The organism is Lysinibacillus sp. NPDC086135 (genome assembly GCF_044746345.1).
Classification (GTDB): Bacteria; Bacillota; Bacilli; order Bacillales_A; family Planococcaceae; genus Lysinibacillus.
Genome location: NZ_JBIVCA010000003.1, coordinates 9,961 through 31,128 on the forward strand (window position 1 = coordinate 9,961; position 21,168 = coordinate 31,128).

Below are 21,168 nucleotides of genomic sequence, written 5' to 3' on the forward strand. Positions count from 1 at the left end.
TGTTTTCTGTAGCGAAAGCGAAGCGTCAGCGGCAAATGTTTTCTGTAGCGAAAGCGAAGCGTCAGCGGCAAATGTTTTCTGTAGCGAAAGCGAAGCGTCAGCGGCAAATGTTTTCTGTAGCGAAAGCGAAGCGTCAGCGGCAAATGTTTTTTCTGTGCGAAAGCGAAGCGGCAGCAACAAATGTTTTCTGTAGCGAAAGCGAAGCGGCCAGCAACAAATATTTTTTCTGTGCGAAAGCGAAGCGGCAGCAACAAATATTTTTTCTGTGCGAAAGCGAAGCGGCAGCAACAAATATTTTTTCTGTGCGAAAGCGAAGCGGCAGCAACAAAGCGCCCGGTCGGAACGGAAATCAACCACACGTTTTGATAATAAACCATTTTAAAGGTAACGGAGAGAATAGCCAAAGCGACGAATAGAACATCATTCAAACATTGGGTATTTGAACAATTTTAAAATCTAGGCACCGAAATCTTCCGATATGAATAAGTTAATGTCGATAGGCTTATTTTCAGCAATCAAGGAGGAAATGGAATGCGGTGGCTTAAAAAAGGTTTACTATTTAGTGTTATTGCTTTATTACTCCTTTCTTTGACGGCGTGTAATAAAACGGAGCTTGAAAAAGTCAAAGTTGGGGAAGTGACGCGCTCGATTTTCTATGCGCCGCAGTATGTAGCACTTGAAAAAGGGTACTTCAAGGATGAAGGGCTTTCCGTTGAGCTACAAACAATTGCAGGTGGCGATAAGACAATGACGGCGCTACTTTCTGATGGCATTGATATCGCCTTAGTTGGATCGGAGACTTCTATTTATGTTACGCTCCAAGGCGCCAATGACCCGATTCAAAATTTTGCGCAGTTAACACAAACAGATGGCACATTTTTAGTGGCACGTAACGAGATGGATAATTTTTCATGGGATCAGTTAAAAGGCTCTACATTTTTAGGTCAACGTAAAGGTGGGATGCCACAAATGGCTGGTGAGTTTGTCCTGAAAAAACATGGCATTGCCCCTACCAATGATTTAAAACTCATTCAAAACATTGATTATGCTAATATTTCTACAGCCTTTGCTTCTGGAACAGGGGACTATGTACAGCTATTTGAACCACAAGCTAGTATCTTTGAGAAAGAAGGTAAGGGTTACATTGTCGCTTCATTTGGTACTGAATCGGGGCAATTACCTTATACATCGTTTATGGCGAAAAGTAGCTATTTAAAAGACAATGCGAAGACAGTTCAAGGCTTTACAAATGCTTTGAAACGAGCACAGGATTTTGTGCAAAAAGCGAGTCCGGCCGAAATAGCGAAAATTATTCAGCCATATTTTGAAAATGTAGATGTTGGCTTAATTGAAACAGTGGTTGAACGTTATAAATCACAAGGTTCCTATGCTACAGATCCTATTTTGGATAAGGGGGAATGGGATAACTTGCAAAAGATCATGGAGGAAGCAGGTGAACTTCCTCAACGGGTGGATTATGAAAAGCTTGTGAATACAACCTTTGCTAAAAAGGCAGCTGAGTAATATGGGTTTTTTAAAAGTAGAAAATATTCACCATAGCTATTTTTCGAAAACGCAGGCTAAGGATGTTTTACATGATATAAATTTGGATATTCGTGAAGGTGAGTTTGTTTCTTTTATAGGACCTAGCGGATGTGGGAAAACGACGTTATTATCAATTATTGCGGGCTTGTTTTCGTCAACAGAAGGTAAGGTATACATTGATGGTGAGGAATTTTCATCACACAATCAGTCTCTCATTGGTTACATGCTTCAGCAAGATTATTTATTCCCTTGGAAGACTATTGAAGAAAATGTCACGATTGGTTTGAAAATCATGGAGCGAAGCACTAAAATGCATAAAGTAACTGCAAATGCACTTTTGCGAGAAATTGGTTTACCGCATGTAGGGAATAATTATCCGAGAGAGTTATCAGGTGGCATGCGTCAACGAGTAGCGCTGGCAAGAACTTTAGCGGTGGACCCTAAAATTTTATTGCTAGATGAACCGTTTTCGGCACTTGATTATCAGTCTAAATTAAAACTGGAGGATTTGGTTGTTGAAACGTTAAAGGCCTATCAAAAAACTGCAGTTCTTGTAACGCATGATATTGGTGAAGCCATTGCGATGAGTGAACGGGTATTTCTATTCTCGGCAAATCCGGGTACATTGCATAGAGTTTTTGAAATACCTACGGAGTTACAAGAGCTTTCACCTTTTGATGTTCGACAGCATCCAACATATTCAGATATATTCCAAACTATTTGGAAGGAGCTGGAGAGTCTTGGATAATGCTTTATTTAAACAGTATCTGCAAATGTTAAAAAAAGAAAAGCGCTATGTTCGATTATATCAGCTTATCATCTTACTCGTATTTTTTTGTGGGTGGGAGCTTCTTTCAAGATTTGGATGGATTGACCGTTTAATTTTTAGTTCACCAACGCAGGTATGGCACACATTAGTAGAAAAAGTGAGCGATGGTACGTTAACATTGCACGTTGGTGTTACGTTAATGGAGACGATCATTGGCTTTATTGCTGGTACATTAATAGGCACTTTAATAGCAATCGTATTGTGGTGGTCGCCGATGCTATCAAAGGTACTAGATCCGTATTTAGTTATTTTAAACGCCATGCCGAAAGTTGCCTTAGGACCAATTTTAATAGTCGCTCTTGGTCCGGGGTATTTTTCAATTATAGCGATGGGTGCGTTGATTTCAATCATTATTACAACCATCGTAGTTTATACAGCATTTAAAGGGGTAGATCCGAACTACAGCAAAGTATTACAAACTTTTGGGGCAACTAGATGGCAAATATTTAGGGAAGTCATTTTACCTGCTTCATTTCCAACGATTATTTCTACTTTGAAAGTAAATGTAGGACTTTCTTGGGTAGGTGTCATTGTAGGTGAATTTTTAGTTGCTTCAAAAGGGCTAGGTTATTTAATTATTTATGGCTTCCAAGTGTTTAATTTTAATCTTGTGCTTATGTCACTTCTCATCATCGCTTTTTTTGCGACGATTATGTATCAGGTTGTCGAGTTGATAGAGAAGGCGATTGTAAAAAATAATGGTTAGACGACAAAGGAGGTGTCTCAAATATAATGAGCCACCTCCTTAGTTGCTGTTAAAATTCTTTATCCATTTGTGGTGAAGTACGATAAAAACGGAAATTTCCTGTTTCAATGCGTGCAACGGTATTTTCTTCAATACGATCATGGCAAGTACCGCACATATACGTATGAATTGGTCGATTACGTAATTTTTTTGCTAACGGTAAATTATCATCTAAATTGTTAATTGTATCGCAAATAACGCATTTTACGCGCATTGCATTCCCTCCTACTCAGCACGAATTGCTACTATATTTTTGATAGGGTTGTCTACATTTGAACCGTCTCTAAATAGCACATGAACAGGGCCATCTTCCGTTAATGGCTTGCCATCTTGGCTGTATTTTAAAATGAATGTGTAAGCTTCTTCAATTGAAAATGAATATTCTTTGCCATCTTCACATTCAATGACGATTGTTGTTGCTTCAGGTTTAATCTCAGCATTTTTCAAGAAGTGACTTAATTCAATCCCGAAAGTACCTGTTTCCATTCCTTTGCGGTCAAATTTTCGTTCAGATTTCAATGTTGGTGGAAAAGTAGCTCCTTCCATAATCTCACGCGACCAGTGAGCACCTACTTCACGCATATATTTAATATCCGAATCTTCCTCAACTTCTTTTGTATCGAAGTACGTTTTTAAATCTAATTTACGATCATCGAAAATCCAAACAGTGGGATCTAATGTTAGTTGGAATGTAACTGCGCCCTTGATAGGAATTATTGTTTCCATTATAGAAATCCTCCTCAAATCTTGTATATCCATGAAATAGTATAACGCTAATGACTAGAGATAATAAAGAAATATAATTCGATTTCTCTATTTTCCAATGTAGACACTTGCATTTTTAACGACTAAAAGATAAACTTTATTAAGATAGAATCGAAGAAATATCAGATAATGGGGGCGTCCTCATGGATACTAAATCACAAACTTCTTTTCAGGAGAAGGCTTTGGAGCTTTTAGTTGCTGATGCAGATAAAATTGCTCGCCTCATTCGAGTACAAATGGATCATTTAACAATGCCACAATGCCCTTTATATGAAGAAGTATTAGATACACAAATGTTCGGCCTTTCACGTGAAATTGACTTTGCTGTGAAGCTTGGACTCATTGATCGCGAAAAAGGCAAAGAAATTCTCGATTCACTCGAGAAAGAGCTTTCTGTACTACATGACGCGTATACAGACAAATAAAAAGAAAAAACTCAAACGCAATTTGCGATTTGAGTTTTTTTTCTAGAATGAGGTCTTCCGATGAAACAATACTTAAAACGTTATGCACAAAATTTTGATTACCCATTATTTTTTACTGTCCTATTGTTAAGTTTATTTGGATTAGTAATGATTTATAGCTCAAGTATGATGGTAGCAATTCAAAAAGGATATGATCCTGATAACTATTATCACAAGCAAGTAATCAATTTAATTGTAGCATTTCTTGGATTTTTAGTTGCAGCATTTTTCCCGTACAAGCATTATGCTAACAAAAATATTATGTTACTACTTACGATTGTGCTAGCTATATTATTTACTTGGGTAAAAGTAGCCGGTAATGGTGATGTGGCAGGGGTAGGATCTAAAAGCTGGATAAAGGTCCCAGGTTTAGGGAACTTTCAGCCTTCTGAATATGCGAAACTATTTATAATTTTATATTTTGCCGCTGCCTTTTATCGGAAAGCACAAAAATATACATTTGAAAAGCTACAACCGACAGAAATTTTTTATCCAATATTTCTCTGGATTCTTGTTGTTGCGGGGGTAGCATTTGAAACTGATTTAGGGGCTAGCGTTATTCTTTGTGGAATTGCTGTATCTGTTGTAGCAGCAAGTGGCATTCCATTTAAAACATTTTGGAAGTTTTTTGGGGTGTTAGGGGCATTTGGTGCAGCTATTATCGGTATTCTTTGGCTGTTTAAAGGAGATCTGTTAACGGGTAATCGTAAAGGCCGTATTCTTTCCTATTTTAATCCATTTGATTATGAATCCGATATGGGTCATCAAGTTGTTAATAGTTATTATGCAATTGGCGGAGGCGGTTTAGAAGGAAGAGGCCTTGGTCAATCCATTCAAAAATTAGGGTATTTACCTGAACCACAAACCGATTTTATTATGGCGATCATTATGGAAGAACTAGGTATTTGGGGAGTGCTAATCGTCTTAGGTGGTATAGGTTTTATTGTATATAAAGGACTTTCGATTGCATTACGCACGAAAGATCCGCTAGCACGTATGATTGCGGCTGGTATAGCAAGTTGGATTGGTTTTCAAACGTTTATCAATCTTGGGGGTGCAACTGGGTTAATCCCGTTAACCGGTGTAACGTTACCTTTTATTAGCTATGGCGGGACATCTATAATTATTCTATCTTTAGCGATGGGAATATTAATCAATGTTTCTATGTTTGAAAAGGTAGAAAGGAAAAAAACACAATCATAAAGGGGGATATCAATGGAGTCAATCAAAAAAATTCTCGTAGCCAATCGAGGAGAAATTGCAATTCGTATTTTCCGTGCATGTACGGAGTTGAATATCCAAACAGTAGCCATTTATTCGCGGGAGGACAGTGGGGCTTTCCATCGCTTTAAAGCAGATGAGGCCTATTTAGTAGGAGCTGGCAAGAAACCAATTGATGCTTATTTGGATATCGAGGGCATTATTTCGATCGCCAAAGATGCTAATGTTGATGCGATTCATCCGGGTTATGGTTTTTTATCGGAAAACGTAGAATTTGCACGTCGATGTGAAGAAGAGGGGATTGTCTTCATTGGGCCGACTTCTCAGCATTTAGATATGTTTGGAGATAAGGTGAAGGCGCGTGAACAAGCAATTGCTGCAGGCATTCCTGTTATTCCTGGAACAGATGGCCCAGTAGATAATTTAGCAGAGGTAAAGGCTTTTGCTAGCGCATACAACTATCCAATTATGATTAAGGCAGCATTAGGCGGCGGTGGTCGTGGAATGCGTCTTGTTCATACAGAAGAGGAGTTAGCTTCCTCCTATGAACGTGCAAAATCAGAGGCGAAGGCAGCATTTGGCTCTGATGATGTATATGTAGAAAAGGCTATTATTAAGCCAAAGCATATTGAAGTCCAAATTATAGGCGACCAACAAGGTAATATCATTCATTTATATGAACGTGATTGCTCGATTCAACGTCGTCATCAAAAGGTTGTTGAAATCGCACCATCTAATTCAATTTCGGAAGATTTAAGAAGCCGAATTTGCGACGCGGCGGTTCAATTAATGAAAAATGTCTCATACATAAATGCAGGGACAGTAGAGTTTTTAGTTGCAGGCGAGGATTTCTACTTCATCGAAGTTAACCCACGTGTTCAAGTAGAGCATACGATTACTGAAATGATTACGGGTGTTGATATTGTGCACGCCCAAATTAAAGTAGCAGCAGGCTACGGACTGCATAGTGAGGAAATCCACATTCCACAACAGGCAGATGTTCCAATGATTGGCTATGCGATTCAAGCGCGTGTCACAACGGAAGACCCCGCTAATGACTTTATGCCAGATACGGGGAAGCTTATGGTATACCGTTCAAGCGGTGGCTTCGGCGTTCGATTAGATGCCGGAAATGGCTTCCAAGGGGCTGTAGTAACACCGTACTATGATTCATTGCTAGTGAAAATTTCAACGACAGGGATGACGTTTAAAGAAGCCGCAGCAAAAATGGATCGAAATTTAAAGGAGTTCCGTATTCGTGGGGTGAAAACGAATATCCCATTCTTAAATAATGTCGTGACGCACGAGAAATTTTTAACGGGAGCATTTGATACAAGCTTTATCGATACAACATCTGAGCTATTCAATTTCCCTGAGCGTAAAGACCGTGGGACAAAGCTCTTAAGCTATATTGGTAATGTGACATTAAATGGCTTCCCTGGAGTAGAGCAGAAGGCGAAACCAATTTTTGTACAGCCGAGCATCCCGAAAGTCGATAAACTAATCGTTCCTCCGGCGGGGACAAAGCAAATTTTAGATGCCCAAGGAGCAGACGGGCTAGTGAAATGGATTCTAGAGCAAGAGGATGTGCTATTAACGGATACAACTTTCCGAGATGCGCACCAATCACTTCTTGCGACACGTGTACGTTCACAGGATATGTTCGAAATTGCAGATGCAACAGCGCGTATGATGCATGATTTCTTCTCACTCGAAATGTGGGGAGGCGCGACGTTTGATGTGGCTTACCGTTTCTTAAAAGAAGATCCATGGGAGCGTCTTGCCAAGCTGCGCGAACAAGTTCCGAATGTGCTATTCCAAATGTTATTACGTGGTGCGAATGCAGTTGGTTACACAAACTATCCAGACAATTTAATTCGTGAATTTATCGCTGAATCAGCGGCATCAGGCATTGATGTTTTCCGTATTTTCGATAGCTTGAACTGGATTAAAGGAATGGAAGTAGCCATTGATGCTGCACGTCAATCAGGTAAAATTGCTGAAGCAGCGATCTGTTACACAGGAGATATTTTTGATGAAACAAGAGCAAAATATTCAGTTCAATACTACAAGGAAATGGCAAAGGAGTTAGAGGCAGCAGGTGCCCATATTTTAGCGATTAAAGATATGGCGGGGTTATTGAAACCAGAAGCAGCCTATCGTTTAATTTCCGAGTTGAAAGAGACGACAAGCCTACCAATCCATCTGCATACGCATGATACAAGTGGCAATGGTATTTATTTATATGCCAAGGCGATCGAGGCAGGAGTGGACATCATTGATACGGCGCTCGGTTCGATGGCAGGTTTAACGTCCCAGCCAAGTGCCAACTCCTTGTACTATGCTATGAAGGGTAATAAGCGTAACGTTCGTGCCGATATCGATGCGCTTGAAAAGTTATCGTACTATTGGGAAGATGTGCGTAAGTATTATAAGGATTTTGAAAGCGGCATGATTAGCCCACATTCTGAAATTTATGTCCACGAGATGCCGGGTGGTCAATACAGTAACTTGCAGCAACAGGCTAAAGCAGTTGGCCTAGGGGACAGATGGGAAGAAGTGAAGCACATGTATTCCCGTGTAAACCTTCTATTTGGCGATATTGTCAAAGTAACCCCATCATCGAAAGTAGTCGGTGATATGGCGTTATTTATGGTACAAAATGATTTAGATGAAAATTCTGTACTGACAAGAGGGCAAACTATCGACTTCCCAGATTCTGTAATCGAGTTCTTCCAGGGTTATTTAGGACAACCTCATGGTGGCTTCCCAGAGGCACTGCAAAAGGTTGTGTTAAAGGATCGTGAAGCAATTACAGTACGTCCTGGCGAGCTATTAGAGCCTGTGAATTTTGAGCAACTAGAGGCGGTACTAGAGGAAAAATTAAATCGTGCCGTGACGAAACAGGATGTGCTAGCGTTTGCTTTGTATCCAAAAGTGTTTGAAGAGTATGCAAAAACTGTGAACTCCTTCGGCAATATTTCGGTATTAAATACGCCAACATTCCTATATGGGTTAAAACTAGGCGAAGAAATTGAAGTCGAGATCGAAAAAGGAAAAACACTGATAATTAAACTTGTTTCCATTGGTGAACCACAGCACGATGGTACGCGTGTTATTTACTTTGAGCTAAACGGTCAATCCCGTGAACTAGTCATTCAAGATATAACTGTCGAAGTAGATGGTAGCTTGGCATTAAAAGCTGATCCAAGTAATCCAAATCAAATTGGTGCAACGATGCCAGGTACGGTCTTAAAGGTAGTCGTATCGAAAGGAAGCCATGTAAAACGTGGGGATCACTTATTAATTACTGAAGCAATGAAAATGGAAACGACCGTCCAAGCACCGAAAGATGGCATTGTGAAAGAAGTATACGCAAGTGCGGGCGACGCCATTTCAACAGGTGATTTGTTAATTGAAATTGAATAATTGATAAAAAAGAAGGTTATTAGATGGCTTTTATAGTATACTAATAACCTTTTTTATTTTGCTATTTTGGTTCATTATCAAAATGTAGGGTTGATTTCCTGAGGGCGTCGGGGCAACAACTGCGTTTTGTCTGTGCTTAAAGCGAAGCGACAGGATGTTGGTAACAAAGGCGTTATCACAGGTGATAGTTGTAGCCTTGCATACTTAACATAATATCATCCAACTTTTTAGTTTTATCGGAACACTTTCAGGAATTATCGTCCAACTTTTGAATTTTATCGACCAACTTTCACGTTTTTATCGACATCCACCTACCTATAAATATTACTATTTTTTAATAATAAACTTGTCGATTTTTTGACATATTATTGAGATAGAAGCGTTTGAAAATAAAAAAGATTCGCCATTGGAAAATATGGCGAATCTTTTTCTATTATTATTTGTTTTTTTCATTATAATTGCTACGTGCAACTAGCATTACCATATAGCAAAGTAGACCAAACAGCATTGAAATAAATAATGAATGAAGTAATGCGACTGTTAAATTCAATTTAGTTAGAACTACTAGCATACCAGCAATTACTTGTAAAATTACTATAGTAAAGGCAATAATCCAGCCATAGTAAATTACACGTTGATGTTTATATTCTTTTACAGCGTGCCACGTTATGTATGCAATCCAAATGAAAAAGATAAGAACAGCTAGACGATGCCCCATTTGCATCCATTCGTACATATTATTAAAAGCTGCGAATGGTGTATCGTTATAGCAAAATGGCCAGTCAGGACATATTAAGCTTGAATCTGTATGGCGAACAAGCGCCCCTGTATAAACGACTAAATAAGAATAAATTGTGACAGCAATCGTATGCCAACGTAATTTTTTTCCAATAAAAACGTTATCGGCATCAAATTTGCGATCGACTTCAAATACAATCATAGAAAGGAGGAGAACAGCAGCAAAGGAAATAAGAGAAATCCCAAAGTGGAGCGCTAATATGAAATCACCTTGTCCCCACAACACTTGAGCTGCTCCAATAAGAGCTTGTGCGATTAAGAAAAACATTGCTAAGAAACCTAATAATTTTACTTCGCGAATATGGCCGATTTTACGCCATGTCCAAACTGTTAACGCAAGAATTGAAATAGATACGATCCCAGTTATAAGACGATGTGAAAATTCAATTAAGATTGCTGGTGTAATTTCTTTTGGAATAAGAGAACCATTGCAATCAGGCCAGTTTCGACCACAGCCTAAGCCACTGTCTGTTTTGGTAACAAGTGCCCCACCTAGTAAAACTAGGAGCATTCCAACTGTAGCGGCAACAGCAAACCATTTCATATACCTGTTTTGTTGCATAAAATGAGTCACCTACTTTATCTATGGACATTACATGAAAGTAATGTTTCTGCTACTAGATAATATCGAAAATACAATTAAAATACAACTTGTAAAGAGTAGGGAGTATTAGATGTCGATTCCATTTCACAAATTGTTCATAATTTCGTACTCTAACCTTCACAATTCATTTTAGAAAATGATTTACTATAGATATGTTGTTTTTAATATATTTCTAGACAAAGCTAATTTTTACAACTTCATCTAAATTTCACTTAATGTCTAGAAATCAATCGCAAATTTCGCTATAGTAATTGGTAGCGGAATATGCTTACAAAAATGAAAGGAGAAGGTATCATGTCAAACGGTCGTGCTCTGACGGCTACTAGAAATAGTGGACCAGCATCAACATCATTTGTAAAAGATTTCTTAGCACTAATAAAAATTGGAATCGTTAACTCGAATCTTGTCACAACGTTTACAGGGATGTGGCTGGCATTTCAATTTACTAGTAGACACTTCTTGCAAGAGCTTGATGTCATATTGTTCACCATGCTGGGTGCGGCATTAATTATAGGTGGCTCAGGCGCAATGAATAACTTTATTGATCAGGATATTGATCCAATCATGAAAAGAACAAAGGGTAGACCGACAGTAACAGGTAGATTTAAGCCGAATTTTGTATTGACTATTGCCCTCTCATTTTTAATTGTAGGTGAAATTTTGTTATTTGCGGCATCGTTTGCGGCCGGCATGTGGGGACTAGTAGGGATATTTGCTTATGTCGTTCTGTACTCAATGTGGTCAAAGAGGAAGCATGTTAGTAACACGGTTGTAGGAAGTATTTCAGGGGCGATCCCACCAGTTATTGGGTTTGCAGCGGTTGAACCTGCATTAGGTCCTGGAGCACTTGCTCTATTCCTTATCATGTTTGCATGGCAACCACCGCATTTTTATGCACTTGCTATGAAACGTACTGAGGAATATCGTGCAGCTAATATACCAATGCTACCTGTAGTAAAAGGATTTAAACGTACAAAGTACTCGATGTTTTTCTGGATTCTTTTATTATTACCATTACCATTCCTTTTACCAGAGCTTGGTGTTGGCTTCTTAATTCTTGCCACTGCATTGAACTTAGGCTGGTTGATTCTAGCTTTTAAAGGCTTTACCACAAAAGATGATATGAAATGGGCAAATAAAATGTTTATCTATTCTTTGAATCATATGACCATACTATTTGTAGCCATCATAATTTTTGCGTTGTTTAGCTAAATTTAGGAATTCTTTCTTTTGAATTCATATAGACAGAACTTATTTCCTAGGTACACATGAAAAATACAACAAAGAAAGAGGGGTTTAATTAAGCTATGATGAAAGGGCTTAAAAAATGGCGTCTTTTTTCACTACTAGCAGTGATGATGGTTTTCCTTTCTGGTTGTGGTGAAGATTATATTTCTGCACTGAAACCGTCTGGTCAAGTAGGTAAAGAACAATTCAATCTATTAATGCTAGCTACTGGAATTATGACGTTAGTTGTAGTAGTAGTATCCGTTATCTATTTACTTGCATTCTTAAAATTCCGCCGTTCAAAAGTTGGCGAAAACGTTATTCCTAAGCAAGTAGAAGGAAGTCACACTCTTGAAATAATTTGGACAGTTATTCCAATTATTTTATTATTAATCTTAGCTGTACCAGTCGTTACGGCTACTTACAAATTTGCAGATGTTGCTGCGATGGACGAAGTAGATGAAAACGGTGACAAAACAGCACTTACTGTAAATGTAACTGCAAATTTATATTGGTGGGAGTTTGAATACCCTAACCAAGGTATTATAACTGCACAAGAATTAGTTGTACCAACAGGTCAAAAAGTTTACTTTAACTTAAAAGCTGCCGATGTTAAGCACTCATTCTGGATTCCTGCTATAGGCGGTAAAATGGATACGAACGTTGATAACTTAAACAAGTTCTATCTAGAATTCGATAAAGAATCAAAAGACCTTAAAGACGGCGTATTCTATGGTAAATGTGCTGAGTTATGTGGTCCTTCACACGCTCTAATGGACTTCAAAGTTAAAGCATTAAGCCCGGATGCATTCGACGCATGGGTAGCTTCAATGAAAGCAACAGATAAAAAAATGCCAGACAAAACTTCAGCTGATCTAGGCGAGGCAACATTTGCTAATAGCTGTATGGGTTGTCATGCTGTATCTGGTACAAGCGGTCCAGGTTCAAAGGGTCCTAACTTAACTACATTTGGTGACCGTAACCGTGTCGCTGGTTTCTTAGATCATGATGAAGAAAACTTAAAAGCTTGGATTAAGAATCCTGAGCAATTCAAGCCAGGTAACTTAATGATGAACGCAGAAGGTACTGCGCCAATTTATGGCGATTTAACTGACGAAGAAATTCAAGCTCTAGCAACTTATATCATGGGCTTATCTGTTGAGAAATGATTTTAACTTTAATGTAACAAACTTTGAGGGAGGTAAAAGTTGTGAGCTCATACACACAGAAAAAGGGCTTTGGAGCAACTGTCTGGGAATACATTACAACTGTTGACCATAAAAAGTTAGCAGTAATGTATTTATTAGCCGGTACATTGTTCTTCGCTATCGCTGGTTTTGAAGCGTTATTAATGCGTATTCAATTAATGCAACCAAATAACGATTTCGTCTCAGCTGGTTTTTTCAATCAATTATTAACAATGCACGGAACAACAATGTTATTCCTAGCTGCAACTCCATTACTATTTGCATTTATGAACATGCTTGTACCATTACAAATTGGTGCACGTGACGTAGCATTCCCGTTCCTTAATTCGTTAGGGTTCTGGTTATTCTTCCTAGGTGCAGTATTCCTTCACCTGTCATTCTTTATGGGTGGCGCGCCTGATGCGGGCTGGACGTCTTATGCATCATTATCTTTATATTCTCCTGGACATGGTATTGACTTCTATGTTCTCGGTTTACAAATATCAGGGGCGGGTACATTAATATCAGGTCTTAACTTTATCGTTACGATTATTACAATGCGTGCTCCAGGTATGACATTCATGCGTATGCCATTATTCACTTGGACAGCGCTAGTATCAAGTGCATTAATTTTATTCGCATTCCCACCATTAACAATTGGTTTATTAATGATGTTATTTGACCGTATGTTCGGTGGTAACTTCTTTGACCATTTGATGGGTGGTAACACAATTATTTGGGAACACTTATTCTGGATCTTCGGACACCCAGAGGTTTATATCTTAGTATTACCAGCGTTTGGTTTATTCTCTGAGATTATCCCAGCGTTCTCTCGTAAACGTTTATTTGGATACTCTTCAATGGTATTCGCAACAATTTTAATCGGTTTCTTAGGGTTCATGGTATGGGCTCACCACATGTTTACAGTTGGTCTTGGGCCAACAGCAAACGCAATCTTTGCTGTTGCAACAATGGCAATTGCCGTTCCAACAGGTATGAAAGTATTTAACTGGATCTTAACTATTTGGGGAGGATCTATTAAAGTTACAACACCAATGCTGTATGCACTTGGTTTCATCCCGTCATTCGTTGCGGGTGGTGTTACAGGGGTAATGCAAGCATCTGCACCTCTTGACTACCAATTACACGATTCTTACTTTATCGTTGCTCACTTCCACTACGTAATCGTTGGTGGTATCGTAACAGCGTTATTTGGTTCAGCGCACTTCTACTGGCCAATTTTCTTCAACCGTATGTTAAACGAAACACTTGGCAAAATTACTTTCTGGGTATTCTTTATTGGATTCCATTTAACGTTCTTCGTTCAACACTTCTTAGGTTTAATGGGTATGCCACGTCGCGTATTCACTTACAGAGAAGGTCAAGGTTGGGATCAGTTCAACTATATCTCTACAATAGGTGCATTAATGATGGGTGTAGGGGTTATCTTAATGGTAATCAACTGCTTAATGTCAATCAAAGGCAAACCAGCAGGTCGCGATCCATGGGGCGATGGACGTACATTAGAATGGTCAATTCCACAACCAATCCCATTCTATAACTTCCGTCAAACACCACTTGTTCGTGGTTTAGATCCATGGTGGATTGAAAAGCAAGAAGGTAATAAAGAAATTACATTTGCTGAGCCAGTCGGTGATATTCATATGCCAAATAACTCAGCTATCCCATTTGTTATTTCTATGGGCTTGTTTATCGCAGCATTCGGTGCTCTTTATAATCAAGACGCAGATAAACCATGGTCAATTTATATTTTAATCGGTGGTCTTGCAATTACATTCGGTGCTATGATTTTCCGTTCTGTTAAGGACGATCACGGTTTCCACTTACACAAAGAAGAAATTCTTGAAATTGAAGAACATCTTTACGGCAAAGGAGGAAATAAATAATGGATTTCAATACTAAATTTACTCCTCATACTTGGCCAGATCATCCTGAACAAGCGACGATGGAAGGGAAAAATAAAGTTGTTGGTTTCTGGATTTTCCTTGCCTGTGAAGTTGTACTTTTCGCAAGTTTATTCGCTACTTACCTAGCGCTTAAGAACAAAGGGCCTGCTGGCATGGAGTTCACAACACAAGGTTTATTTGAATTACCTTTAGCTTTCGCTATGACGATGTTATTATTAACATCTTCACTAACGTCTGTTTATGCCATTTACCATATGCGTAACTTTAACTTTAAAGCTATGCAAACTTGGTTTGGTATTACATTACTTTTAGGTCTTGGATTCTTATGTCTTGAAATCTATGAATTCAATCATTATGTAGGTCTTGGTTTTACATTTGACCAATCTGCATTCTCAACTGCGTTTTATTCATTAGTTGGTACACATGGTTTCCACGTAACATTAGGTCTTGTGTGGTTTGCTACGTTAATGCTTCGTAATGCTAAGCGCGGTCTTAACTTATACAATGCACCTAAATTTTTCGTAGCTGCTTTATACTGGCACTTTATCGACGTAGTTTGGGTATTCATCTTTACAGTAGTATACTTGATGGGAGTGATCGGATAATATGTCTACACACGATACACCTATAGTTGCTAAGACACAGGCACAATACGAGTATGATCGTCATCATAATGCCGTTCATATGCGTAAACAAGTACTCAACTTTGCGATTATGATTTTCTTTACGTTCATCGCATTCGCAGTAGTTGCTGCTGATTTTTCTAAATACTTAGTATTACCGCTTATTTTATTGCTTGCTGGTGTTCAAGTTGTTCTGCAACTTTACGCTTTCATGCACTTAGAAGACAAAAAAACACACTTCGGTGGTGTAATTGGTTTCTTCATGTGGATGGGTATACTAATCGCATTTACATTCTTCTTAGCATTTTTAACAATTATTTGGTGGTAATCACCAAAAAAGCACGTTCTCTACTTTCAGTAGGAACGTGCTTTTCTTTTTGGGTTCTATTCACGTTATAGTGATGAGCAGGTAAGAACCAAGGCATCCATTATGGCTCTAGAGCAAAACGAGTGGTTGATTTCCGTTCCGACTGGGCGCTTTGTTGCTGTCGCTTCGCTTTCGCACAGAGCAAAGCTTCCTGGGGGCGTCCGATGAGCCGCTTCACTCGCTCCAGGGTCTCATCTGTGACGCTAATCCCCGAGGAGTCGCCCAGTCTCCACTCTAATCAACTGATTTACATAGCATGTTCCTCTTAAATGTAGCTTTAATTTAAGTGAAGACGCGACTTTATCAAAAGAGTTTCGTCTGTACGAAAGCGAAGCGGTAGCAAAAACTAATGTACAATTACGTCACTGTTATACATCTATTCTGTTCAATTATGGTGCGTTGTCATAGCGTCCACTTTTGAAATGTTAAAATTAATAAAAATTCTACGCTACTGTTGATTGGAGTGGAAGGCTACTCGACTCCCGTGGGAAAGCGAGACAGACGAGACCCTGGACGGAGCGAAGCGGAGGAAGCGGCTCGTCGCCCGCCCACAGGAAAGCGAGTAGCCTGGAACGGAAATCACTCTCACGCTATGATGATGAGCTAGCAAGAAATAATATATTTCATGTTGGGTTTATATACTTCGAATATTTTTTCTATAAATATGATAATCCTGTAAGAAAGGTAAACTATAGATAGATAGTAATTTGTTCACCTTTCGTTCATTGCAGAATAAGTGTAAGCGTTCTATAATAGGGGTATTGAAGTAAAAGGAGTGCGTTCTGTATGCCACTTAGTATATTTGGTTTCCAAGCTTTATGGAGCCCATACTTAATAGGGGTTCTTGTTTTCATAACAGTCATCTATTTTCTAGTCACAACAAAGTGGCGCAAGGATTTTAAAGTAAGTGAGCCTTTGAAAAAGGAAGAGGCTATTTATTTTGTACTGGCAATGGTAACGGTTTATATTATTAAAGGATCTCCAATAGATTTAATGGCGCATATTATGTTTACGATGCATATGGTGCAAATGGCTATTTTATTGTTACTTGTGCCGATTTTCTTAATTAAGGGAATTCCTTGGTGGGTATGGAAAGTTGCGATTGAAGCACCGGTTGTTAAATCTTTATTTAAAGTACTTACACTCCCTGTCGTTGCGGTATTTGTGTTTATTGGTTTATTTTCTTTCTACCATTTACCTGCAGTATTAGACTACATTAAATTAAACGAAACTTTACATGGTACATATACATTTGTATTATTTGTTTCTGCTAGTTTAATGTACTGGCCTTTGATTCAAAAGATGCCTAATAGTTCGCATATGAAACCCTTGTATAAATTAGCCTATATTATTGCTAACGCGGTATTAATTACACCTGCGTGTGCGTTAATTATTTTTGCGCCAAACGCTATGTACGAAACATATACAAATGGTGATGCATGGCTAAAGGCAATGGAACTTTGTGTACCTGTTTCTACATTGTCTAGTCTATCTTTATCAGGACCAGAGCTCTTTACAAATATGACACCTGTTGCCGATCAGCAACTAGGCGGCGTTTTAATGAAGATTTTACAAGAGCTTATTTTTGGTGTATTACTTGGATCAATATTTATTAAGTGGTATCGTTCAGAACAAAAGGATCCTGATAAAATTACTGCTGATGCATTAAAAGAACATCAAAAGAAATGGGAAAATCAACAACAACAACATCAGTTGTAAAAAGAAACTTTAATTTGTATAAGGGGTTTTGTAAATGGAATTGCAAATTTTGCCTACTATAAGTACGTCATTCATCGTTATTAGTGCTGTACTTGTAGCTATTGGTTGGGGCTTAATTATAAAAAGAAAAGTAGAGGCACATAAAAAAGTAATGCTTGCAGCAGGAGTTGCAGCACTTATCTTCTTTATTATTTACGCTTCACGAACAGTCTTTATTGGTAACACAGCGTTTGGTGGTGGAGAAGATTTAAAGCCATATTATACTTTCTTCTTAATTTTCCACATTACTCTCGCAACAACTGGAGCAGTATTTGGAATTGTTAGTATTATTTCTGGTTTGAAAACTAATCTCAAGCTTCACCGTCGTATTGGACCGATTACAAGTATTATTTGGTTCTTCGTAGCTATTACAGGAGTTTTAGTATACTTTTTACTATACGTTATGTTTGAACCAGGTGAAACAACATCTGTCATTAAAGCTATATTAGGCTTTTAACCTCTTTTAACGGGTGCTCGAACATCTGTACCTGCGCACTGGGCTTTCCGCAAAAAACATTTATTGACCTGAAGCCTCCGGCGGATGTCATGGAATCGGAATGAAGTTCTATATGCAGCACAAAGCCGATTCTGGACGCGATTATGCCGAGGCATAATTGATTAAAAAAAAATCTCCCTCCTTATTTTTGAGAAGGTGGGAGATTTTTTATGGATGTTTGATTAAATAGGGAAACGATAACAACAACGAGTAAAGGACCAATTAAAATACCGGAAAACCCAAACATTTTAAAACCGATAAACATGGCAATAAAGGTTGTTAGTGAGGAGAGTCCAACTTTATTTCCAATAACTCTAGGCTCAATCATTCGTCGAACTAAAAATTGTGCGATCGTAAGTACGACTAACATAACAGCATAAATGTATTCACCTGTAAAAGCTTTGTATATTGCCCAAGGAAGAAGCAAAATAAATGAATCTAAAAAAGGCACGAAATCTAAAATGACTAGTAAGATTGCAAAAATAAATGGGAACGGTGTTTTAAGAAAATAAAAGGTACCAAAAGCGATAACAAAAATGCAAATACCAATTAAAAATTGAGCTTTTACAAAACCAAATAAAGCAAGTTTTACGCGCTGTCCAATAAATAGTATTTTTTGATGATAGTGAAACGAAATAGGTGCTAACATTTTACGGTTAATATTCGGTAATTCTAAAAGAAACATATATAGTACAATCCAATAAACGAAAATATCGAACAAACGAGAAGTTATATACGTAAGTGAAGATGACCAAACATTTACATTTGTTAAAGAAAGAGCATATTTCTCGATTGAAGAGAGAGCTCGTGCTATCATAAGTTGAATTTGTATAATAAGATCTAAGGGCAAGTGATAAGTATAGTTGGAAAGCTTGGATTGTGTTTGAATCCATAGTGCTGATAGCTGGTTGAGGTACTCTGGAATATGAATGATAAATGTCGAAAATTGTTTCCAACTTATAAATATAATGAGAATACATAAAAGTAATGTCATGCTTGAAAAGAACAAGAAAAAAAGAGATGCGACTATTTTGCGTTTTTTTCGGAACCGTTTGCTAATTCGTATGATGACAGGTTCCAATAATAATGCAGTTACGTAGGCAAGCAGTATGGGTAATGACAGAGATATAAACCAGAGAATTGCAATTCCGATAGCTATAACAATGATCGGATGGCGAAAAAAGGGATGTTTTAAAAATTGTAACATTTGTCTCACCTACATCATGTAAAAGATATAGTTAGTATGAGAAGAAATAAAATTTTTACTCAAAATAAAAAAGACTGGACCACCAGTCTTTTCAGATTTAGCTATTGCACTGCATGTTATTGCCGATTTACTGTAAACCCTTATAAAAAAATAAAATAATTTCGATGTTTAATCGACATCAATGCAAAATGACATAACTATCTAAAATTAAGCATGAATTTCAAAAGCTTCAAGGTCTAATTTAACCTTTTTTAAGATTTCTTCACATTTTTTTACAAGATGAGCTGGATAAACTTCATCATCACCATACTCAACGCCGTGTGGATAGTAGTACTTACCAAGTACTGGTTTCATTAATGTTAAAATGGCATCGTGTGCACCAACATCACCAGATTTAGCATATGAGAATACACGTAGATAATAACGACCTTCGCGAGTATCGAAACGCTTATCAAATGTCATACGTTCGTAATCCCAGCCGCCATCACATTCTAAACCGTTTTTTTTCATGACGCTTACAATAAGTTCTTGATCAGCTGTTAAATTTTCAAGGTTAGTATTTTCGAAATACATCTTTAATCCTCCTTTAGGTTCTCGTACAAAGTATACGCTCATTTTTATAATAGAGCATATTCGACATTGTTGCAATGACAACATTGTGTCAACCCAATTACAATTGATATAATAAATAGACTAATGTGATAAGAAGGAGTCATGTATGAAAGCTTTATTTCGCATTTTTATGGCATGTGCTGCAATTACATTAATTGGCTTTATGTTTTTTAATACACCGCGTGAAAACGAGCCACTAAAAGGCCCGAATGCCAATTCAAATGTTATTCCCAAAACCGAATTAAAGCAGCCTGAAATGGGAGCAACGACACGTCCAAAAAGCGGGATGTCGACATTAATCGGTCAAGAAGCTAAGGTAGTTTTGGAGAAATATGGTGAACCAGTACGAAAGGAACCATCCTCCTTTGGATATGATTGGTGGATCTATAACTCCAGTGCTTCTACATTTTTCATGGTAGGCGTTGACAATCACATTGTGACACAAGTTTACATTGCTGGTGAAGATTTGGATGCTTCTCCTTTTAAGGTTGGTCAGAAGCGCGATGAGATATACCGAATGACAATTATTGATTATGAAGTAACTGCGAATGTCGGTGAAAATATTTTCGTTTTCTCGATGAGTGAAGAAGATATGCAGACACGACTGCTTGTAAAATTTGAAGGGCTTTTTGCACAACTTTATATAGATAGAGAAACGGGTAAGCTACAAGGAATACGTTTTACTAATAGTAAAACCCTTGTTCTTCATCAACCGTATGAAATGACTTATCAAGGTGAGCTAGTAATACCAACACCACCATCTTCCTTTTTACAGCAGGAAATTAATGAAGCAAATGCTGCGCAGCTTAACGATTTAATAAATGTAACAAGAGTTCAACATGATTTAACACCATTAAATATGGATGATTCATTAGAAGAAGTTGCAAAAATGCATAGTGAAGATATGAAGGTGCACAATTTCCTTGCTCATGAATCACCAACAAATGGAGATTTAAAAAAGAGATTAGAAACACAGGGAATCGAATATAGTGAAGCAAATGAAAATCTTGCGACTGATTATTTTGATGCGATTGAAGCAATGCATGGCTGGCTTAATTCACCTGAGCATCGAAATGTCATTTTAAATGATAAATATACGACAGCGGGATCTGGAGTATTTTTAAACTATTATACGCAAATATTATTAGAATCATCTTCACAGGGGCTGGATAGTGAGAAAGACTCTGAGGAACCAGTAGAAAATATTGATGAATCATCACCATAAATAGAAATTTGAGACTGAAGATAAACTTGGCGAAATCAAGTTTATCTTCAGTCTTTTTCAAATGTATTGAGAAGCGAAAGCAAAATCTCACCTATAGAACTCTCCCACTTCTATAGGTGAGATAAGCACAATGATCGC

Annotated in this window: 20 protein-coding genes; 15 read left to right on the forward strand and 5 right to left on the reverse strand. The window is 37.9% G+C overall.

Annotated elements, in window-relative coordinates:
• The 4 genes from ACIPKN_RS05135 to ACIPKN_RS05150 all read left to right on the forward strand — a co-directional run.
• On the forward strand, positions 1-416 hold a 416-nt coding region (locus ACIPKN_RS05135; protein WP_400934093.1), incomplete at its 5' end, for a hypothetical protein.
• 115 nt (positions 417-531) lie between these two features.
• Positions 532-1,524 (forward strand): ABC transporter substrate-binding protein, encoded by a 993-nt coding sequence (locus ACIPKN_RS05140; protein ID WP_400934095.1) that lies wholly within the window; start codon positions 532-534, stop codon positions 1,522-1,524.
• Position 1,525: 1 nt separating this feature from the next.
• The gene (locus ACIPKN_RS05145; protein WP_400934098.1) at positions 1,526-2,293 is read left to right on the forward strand and encodes an ABC transporter ATP-binding protein; all 768 of its coding nucleotides are present in this window, start codon (positions 1,526-1,528) and stop codon (positions 2,291-2,293) included.
• On the forward strand, positions 2,286-3,080 hold the full coding sequence (locus tag ACIPKN_RS05150) for an ABC transporter permease (protein WP_400934100.1): 795 nt from the start codon (positions 2,286-2,288) through the stop codon (positions 3,078-3,080). The genes ACIPKN_RS05145 and ACIPKN_RS05150 overlap by 8 nt, the downstream gene beginning before the upstream one ends.
• Positions 3,081-3,129: 49 nt before the next feature.
• Here ACIPKN_RS05150 and ACIPKN_RS05155 read toward each other — a convergent pair whose 3' ends face one another.
• Together ACIPKN_RS05155 and ACIPKN_RS05160 are read right to left on the reverse strand one after the other, a co-directional pair.
• On the reverse strand, positions 3,130-3,333 hold the full coding sequence (locus ACIPKN_RS05155; protein ID WP_053483434.1) for a YlaI family protein: 204 nt from the start codon (positions 3,331-3,333) through the stop codon (positions 3,130-3,132).
• Positions 3,334-3,344: 11 nt separating this feature from the next.
• Positions 3,345-3,845, reverse strand: a complete 501-nt coding sequence (locus tag ACIPKN_RS05160) for a molybdopterin-binding protein (RefSeq protein ID WP_142507589.1) — start codon at positions 3,843-3,845, stop codon at positions 3,345-3,347.
• 182 nt (positions 3,846-4,027) lie between these two features.
• On the opposite strand from ACIPKN_RS05160, the gene ACIPKN_RS05165 reads away from it, so the two are divergent.
• The 3 genes from ACIPKN_RS05165 to pyc are packed head-to-tail and all read left to right on the forward strand — an operon-like array spanning position 4,028 to position 8,998.
• On the forward strand, positions 4,028-4,309 hold the full coding sequence (locus ACIPKN_RS05165; RefSeq protein ID WP_053483432.1) for an Fpa/YlaN family protein: 282 nt from the start codon (positions 4,028-4,030) through the stop codon (positions 4,307-4,309).
• 60 nt (positions 4,310-4,369) lie between these two features.
• Positions 4,370-5,551 carry an FtsW/RodA/SpoVE family cell cycle protein gene (locus ACIPKN_RS05170; protein ID WP_400934103.1) on the forward strand — a complete coding sequence of 394 codons (1,182 nt, stop codon included), beginning with the start codon at positions 4,370-4,372 and terminating at the stop codon, positions 5,549-5,551.
• 12 nt (positions 5,552-5,563) lie between these two features.
• A complete protein-coding gene (gene pyc, locus ACIPKN_RS05175; protein ID WP_400934106.1) occupies positions 5,564-8,998 on the forward strand; it encodes a pyruvate carboxylase in 3,435 nt (1,144 codons plus the stop codon).
• Positions 8,999-9,434: 436 nt separating this feature from the next.
• On the opposite strand, the gene ACIPKN_RS05180 is transcribed toward pyc, so the two are convergent.
• Positions 9,435-10,358: a COX15/CtaA family protein gene (locus ACIPKN_RS05180; protein WP_142507586.1), complete on the reverse strand. Its 924-nt coding sequence runs from the start codon at positions 10,356-10,358 to the stop codon at positions 9,435-9,437.
• A 336-nt stretch (positions 10,359-10,694) separates the two neighbouring features.
• Between ACIPKN_RS05180 and cyoE the strand changes: the two genes are divergently transcribed.
• The 7 genes from cyoE to ACIPKN_RS05215 all read left to right on the forward strand — a co-directional run bounded on the left by cyoE (position 10,695) and on the right by ACIPKN_RS05215 (position 17,947).
• Entirely contained in the window at positions 10,695-11,612 is a 918-nt protein-coding gene (cyoE, locus tag ACIPKN_RS05185; RefSeq protein WP_142507585.1) for a heme o synthase, read from the forward strand.
• Positions 11,613-11,707: 95 nt separating this feature from the next.
• Positions 11,708-12,796 carry a cytochrome c oxidase subunit II gene (gene coxB, locus ACIPKN_RS05190; protein ID WP_142507584.1) on the forward strand — a complete coding sequence of 363 codons (1,089 nt, stop codon included), beginning with the start codon at positions 11,708-11,710 and terminating at the stop codon, positions 12,794-12,796.
• 41 nt (positions 12,797-12,837) lie between these two features.
• Positions 12,838-14,721, forward strand: a complete 1,884-nt coding sequence (gene ctaD, locus ACIPKN_RS05195) for a cytochrome c oxidase subunit I (RefSeq protein ID WP_400934108.1) — start codon at positions 12,838-12,840, stop codon at positions 14,719-14,721.
• A complete protein-coding gene (locus ACIPKN_RS05200) occupies positions 14,721-15,347 on the forward strand; it encodes a cytochrome c oxidase subunit 3 (protein ID WP_400934110.1) in 627 nt (208 codons plus the stop codon). The genes ctaD and ACIPKN_RS05200 overlap by 1 nt, the downstream gene beginning before the upstream one ends.
• A gap of 1 nt (position 15,348) precedes the next feature.
• Positions 15,349-15,693 carry a cytochrome C oxidase subunit IV family protein gene (locus ACIPKN_RS05205; RefSeq protein ID WP_132357623.1) on the forward strand — a complete coding sequence of 115 codons (345 nt, stop codon included), beginning with the start codon at positions 15,349-15,351 and terminating at the stop codon, positions 15,691-15,693.
• An 825-nt stretch (positions 15,694-16,518) separates the two neighbouring features.
• On the forward strand, positions 16,519-17,451 hold the full coding sequence (gene ctaG / locus ACIPKN_RS05210) for a cytochrome c oxidase assembly factor CtaG (protein ID WP_400934113.1): 933 nt from the start codon (positions 16,519-16,521) through the stop codon (positions 17,449-17,451).
• Positions 17,452-17,485: 34 nt separating this feature from the next.
• Complete coding sequence (locus ACIPKN_RS05215; protein ID WP_142507580.1) at positions 17,486-17,947, forward strand: DUF420 domain-containing protein; 462 nt, start codon at positions 17,486-17,488, stop codon at positions 17,945-17,947.
• A gap of 181 nt (positions 17,948-18,128) precedes the next feature.
• Here ACIPKN_RS05215 and ytvI read toward each other — a convergent pair whose 3' ends face one another.
• A complete protein-coding gene (ytvI, locus tag ACIPKN_RS05220) occupies positions 18,129-19,193 on the reverse strand; it encodes a sporulation integral membrane protein YtvI (RefSeq protein ID WP_400934116.1) in 1,065 nt (354 codons plus the stop codon).
• Positions 19,194-19,400: 207 nt separating this feature from the next.
• Positions 19,401-19,766 (reverse strand): YugN family protein, encoded by a 366-nt coding sequence (locus ACIPKN_RS05225; protein ID WP_132357615.1) that lies wholly within the window; start codon positions 19,764-19,766, stop codon positions 19,401-19,403.
• Positions 19,767-19,911: 145 nt separating this feature from the next.
• Between ACIPKN_RS05225 and ACIPKN_RS05230 the strand changes: the two genes are divergently transcribed.
• Positions 19,912-21,030 carry a CAP domain-containing protein gene (locus tag ACIPKN_RS05230; RefSeq protein ID WP_400934119.1) on the forward strand — a complete coding sequence of 373 codons (1,119 nt, stop codon included), beginning with the start codon at positions 19,912-19,914 and terminating at the stop codon, positions 21,028-21,030.
• Positions 21,031-21,168 lie beyond the last annotated feature (138 nt).